Genomic DNA, 3,112 nt, shown 5'->3' with positions numbered 1-3,112 from the left:
CCGCCCTGGACCGGCCCGCCACGATCGATCTCGCCTGGAACCCGCTTGCGCCAAATCCCGCCACCAGCGGCGTCGCCCCCTGGCGCATCCTCAACCTCGGCAACAGCCAGAGGGTCGAGTTGATGCGCTATATCGAGGTTCTGGAGGAAAAGCTCGGCGCCAAGGCCAAGCTCAATCTCATGCCCATGCAGCCCGGCGACGTCACACGCACAGAGGCCGACACCACCGAGACACAGGCCGCCCTCGACTACGCCCCGAAAACCCCCATCGAAACCGGCATCGGACGTTTCGTCGAATGGTATCGAGACTACTACAAGGCGTAGCGCAGCTATAGCGATGGGGCCTGGGCGCTCGCCGCATACCCGGCGAGTGTTATGCGCAACCGCTCTTCGCCAAGACGGACGAAATAGTCTTGCTCCACCAGGTGAGCGATCGCCGCGTGAAGTCGCGGGACGTCGAAGGCCCCTGAGACGCCGGCCGCATCCATCAAGGCGCCGGCCGAAATGGTGTCGCCCGGCGCAAGTCCGCTGGCCCGCGCCGCTGCGAGCAATGCCCATTCAGGGTCGGCGAGTAGCAATCGCTCGCCCTCGGGAGCGGAGGGAGATGCCTCGGTATCGTCGACCTCGGGCATCCTCAGGCGATGCAGCATCGCATCCGCCAGTTCCCGTTCCCCCAATACGATCTGGTCGGCCCCCAATCTCCGCAGGTGCTCAGCTTCGGCGTCGGAATGGGCGCGGGCGATGATGTGAAGCTCGGGATTGGCGCGCCGCGCCTCCTCAACCACGCCACCGGCCTCAAAGCCATTCGGGATGGTCACCACAAGACTTCGGGCGATTGAATCTCCAGCAGCCGTCAAGACTCGCGCATCTGCGGCGTTGCCGTTCACGACCTCGAAGCCTGCGTCCCTGGCGCGTCTCTCCGCCGCATCGTCCAGGTCGACGATCAAGAACGGCCGACCCGCAATTTCCAGGCCCTCCGCGAGGCGTCGACCTACCTGGCCGAAACCGACCACGATGACATGCTCGCTCAGTGCGGTGGATCGCAGGTCGTTGGCCGGGATGGGCAAGGGGGTTTCGGTCGCCCCTGCGCGGACACGTCCCAACCCGAAGACCGCATTGAAGAGGAACGGATTGAGGATGATCGAAATGATCGCCCCAGCCAGGATCAGATCTCGTCCGGCTTCAGGAAGCAGACCCAATCCAACGCCGAGCCCCGCCAGGATAAAGGAGAACTCGCCGATCTGAGCGAGGCTGGCCGAGATCGTCAGCGAGATATTGGTGTCGTACTTGAACAACCTGACGATGGCGAAAGCCGCCATCGACTTGCCCACCACGATGATCGCGACGGTCGCCAGTAAGGCCCAGGGCTGCTCGATCAGGACCGCGGGATTGAACAGCATCCCGACGGAGACGAAAAACAGCACCGCGAAAGCGTCGCGCAACGGCAGGCTCTCCTCCGCGGCTCGTTGGCTAAGCTCCGACTCCGCTAGGATCATGCCGGCAAAGAAGGCGCCCAGAGCAAAGGAGACACCGAACAGGCTGGCCGCGCCAAACGCCACACCCAGGGCGATGGCCAGCACCGCCAGGCGAAAGAGTTCGCGAGATCCCGTGTGCGCCGTCCAGTGCAACAGCCATGGGATGACCCGCCGCCCGACCACCAGCATCAGGGCCGCGAAGCCTGCGACTTTCAGGATCGTGACACCCAAGGGCACGATCCAGGCGCCAAGGGGGTCTGCGGGACCGCTGGCGGCATCGGTGAGACCACCTGCCAGAGCCGGCAGCAGCACCAGGGCCAGCACCATGGCGAGGTCCTCGACGATCAGCCAGCCCACCGCGATTCGGCCGCGGTCGGTCTGGACGATCCGACGTTCCTGAAGGGCGCGGAGCAGCACGACGGTGCTGGCGACCGAAAGCGCCAGGCCAAACACCAAGCCCGAGATCAGGGACCAGCCCAAAAGATGCCCCAACCCCATTCCGAGCAGGGTCGCCACCGTCATCTGGCCCAAGGCGCCCGGAATGGCGATGGTGCGCACCGACATCAGGTCCTTCAAGGAGAAATGAAGTCCAACTCCGAACATCAGCAAGATGACGCCGATCTCCGCCAACTCGGTCGCCAGGCCCTGATCGGCCACATAGCCGGGGGTGAACGGCCCCACGATCACGCCAGCCAGCAGATAGCCCACCAAAGGCGACACTTTGACGCGATGGGCCAGGGCGCCGAAGGCGAAGGCCAGAGTCAGGCCTGCGACAATGGTTGCGATCAAGGGAGTATGATGAGGCATTGATCTCCGGCGGATCAGACGAGAGTGAGCTATGTCCGTCTGCCTAGGATTTCGTGCCGAATTCGGCCAATAGAAGTTGCGTGATCAGAGATGTTTAGCCGCCGCAAGCAGGTTGAAATTCACGCCGCACGCTTGGAGACGAGGTCAAAATCTCGCTCGGCTAGGGAGCCCGTGTCCGTCACCACAGAATCCGTGACGTACTGCTTAAGCGAATGATGCGCTGTTCAAGCCGGCCGCGATCGCCTGCGACGTGCAGGGGATTGAGCGAACCCCAGATTGGGGTCTACGACTTGCACCCAGCGCCTGGGGGGTGCTTCAAAATGATACGTGTCGTCTTCTGGTGCGGTGTGGCGCTGGCGGCCATCACCGCCTCGTTCGGTTGGGGGTCGATCGACCGGTCCTTCACCTACTTCCGCGACAACGCCTATGAGCGCGAGGCCGCTCTGCAACAGTGCCTGGCCGGTCAGGTGAAGGGCGTGATCTGCCAGAACGCGGCCCGCGCCGCCCGAACTGTGGCCGACCGGGAAGGGCTGATTGGCCTCTATTCGCCCACCACCACAGCGGTCGCCACGATCCGCTAGGCGCCGCCTACCTCGCCACGCACGACAGCAACGCCGCGGGACCTCCCGCGGCGTTCGCCGTTGCGCCGGCGGCTGAACCCATCGAACGCGCACGAAAAAGGGCGGCGGACCCGAAAGTCCGCCGCCCCAGCTTCTTTAGCTCAGACTGGGCTTAGAAGCGCAGCTTGATGCCACCAAACACCCGGCGGCCGACAACGTCGTAGGTCGACGGATCGGTGCCCGATTGCACGTTCGGCGCGTAGGTTTCGGC

Annotated in this window: 2 protein-coding genes and 1 pseudogene; 2 read left to right on the top strand and 1 reads right to left on the bottom strand. The window is 64.2% G+C overall.

What is annotated here, in order from left to right; all coding sequences use genetic code 11:
* A pseudogene (locus tag AAC997_RS01665) lies at positions 1-323 on the top strand (capsular biosynthesis protein CpsI); the annotation flags it as partial.
* Positions 324-328: 5 nt separating this feature from the next.
* On the opposite strand, the gene ybaL reads toward AAC997_RS01665, so the two are convergent.
* Positions 329-2,281 (bottom strand): YbaL family putative K(+) efflux transporter, encoded by a 1,953-nt coding sequence (gene ybaL / locus AAC997_RS01660; RefSeq protein WP_340643961.1) that lies wholly within the window; start codon positions 2,279-2,281, stop codon positions 329-331.
* A 320-nt stretch (positions 2,282-2,601) separates the two neighbouring features.
* Between ybaL and AAC997_RS01655 the strand changes: the two genes are divergently transcribed.
* Positions 2,602-2,862: a hypothetical protein gene (locus AAC997_RS01655; RefSeq protein WP_340643960.1), complete on the top strand. Its 261-nt coding sequence runs from the start codon at positions 2,602-2,604 to the stop codon at positions 2,860-2,862.
* Positions 2,863-3,112 lie beyond the last annotated feature (250 nt).

This window comes from Phenylobacterium sp., from assembly GCF_037968635.1.
Classification (GTDB): domain Bacteria; phylum Pseudomonadota; class Alphaproteobacteria; order Caulobacterales; family Caulobacteraceae; genus Phenylobacterium.
This window is presented reverse-complemented; position numbering and strand designations above follow the sequence as displayed.